The sequence below is a fragment of the Ideonella sp. P3_A4 genome, assembly GCF_056403075.1.
In genome coordinates, this window is sequence record NZ_JBFUGE010001046.1 from 1 (window position 1) to 1,387 (window position 1,387).

2 protein-coding genes are annotated in these 1,387 nt (G+C 63.8%); both read left to right on the top strand.

Annotated elements, in window-relative coordinates; translation table 11 throughout:
* Nucleotides 1-356: 356 nt before the first annotated feature.
* Nucleotides 357-593, top strand: coding sequence for a hypothetical protein (locus tag AC1DYI_RS35690; RefSeq protein ID WP_477208824.1), 237 nt, complete (start codon nt 357-359; stop codon nt 591-593).
* A gap of 116 nt (nt 594-709) precedes the next feature.
* On the top strand, nt 710-1,387 hold a 678-nt coding region (locus AC1DYI_RS35695; RefSeq protein ID WP_477208825.1), incomplete at its 3' end, for a diacylglycerol/lipid kinase family protein.

Sequence of the window (1,387 nt, forward strand, 5' to 3'; positions counted from 1 at the left end):
GGTCTGGACATCGTGCGTGATGCGCCGCGGCAGATGCCCATCGTTCATGCGATGGCCAACGGCTTCGGCTTCGGCGGCGTGAACGCCAGCCTGGTCTTCAAGCGTTGGGCAGCTTGAGGCCTGCCCCGCCCGCCTCTGACAAGTGAAGAGATGTCCGGGCAGGCGAACGGTGTGCGCCGGGTTGGAGATGCCGGTCCCAAGCGCGGGAGTCGCTGGAATCGCGGAGCGCCGTGAGCGGAAAGCAGATTTCCGTCAGTGATCAAGGTCGCCAATGCGCGCCCGAATCTGCCGGGGCTTCCGGCTGCGGGACCGTCGATTGCTGAAGTCACTGGACACCAACCATCAAGGTGCCCTCCATGCAAGCAAAAAAGCTCGAGTACCGTGGGCATGCCTTTGTCATCGAGGCCAGACCTCACTCTCAGACGTGGCGCGGACATTTTCATCTTCTCGATCAAGCCGACCAGCTGCCGGAAGGGGCCTCCACCAAGTGGGTGCCTTTGACGCCCAACTGGCTGACGCCCACGGAAGCCGAAACCAATGCGACGGAGGCAGCGCATGCCGCGATCGATGCGCTGGTCGACGGCCAAGCTTGACATGCGCCGCGCGGCTCAGATGTGGCACGCGTGAGCCTGGGCAGCTGGCCGTTGGCCACGACTGAGCTGGATGGCGTTGCTGCGCCGTCGTCTTTCCTCGCCGAATCAAAACCTTCATGCATAGCGCTGAAACGCGTCGCGTCACCGTGATCCTCAACACAGGAGCCGGCACCGGCTGTTCCGCCGACGGCGTCAGCCGCCTTCAGCAGAAGTTTGCGGCGGCGGGGATTCAGGCTCAGGTCCGATGCGTGCAGGGTGGTGAGCACATCGCCACTGAAGTTCGCAGCGCGCTCACGGCCGGTGATGGCGCGGTGGTGGCAGCCGGCGGTGACGGGACGGTGAGTGCAGTGGCCGCCGGCTTGGTCGATACCCCCACTTGCCTCGGCGTTCTCCCGATGGGCACGCTCAACCATTTCGCCAAGGACCTGGGCATTCCGATTGACGAAGACGCCGCCATCGGCTTGATCGCTTCCGGCCGCACACGCAGCGTCGATGCCGGTGAAGTCAACGGCCGGTTGTTCATCAACAACTCCAGCCTGGGTCTGTACCCCGACATCGTGCGTGAGCGCAACAAGCGCCAGCGCCGATTGGGACATGGCAAGTGGCGCGCGCTGATCGACGCGTCCATCAACGCTGCACGTCGATACCCGTTGCTGGACGTCCAGATCGAACTGGACGGTACGACCCTGACCCGGTCCACTCCCTTCGTGTTCGTCGGCAACAACGCGTACAAGATGGAAGGGTTCGAGATCGGCGAGCGCGATGCTCTCGATGGTGGCCAGCTGTCGCTGTAT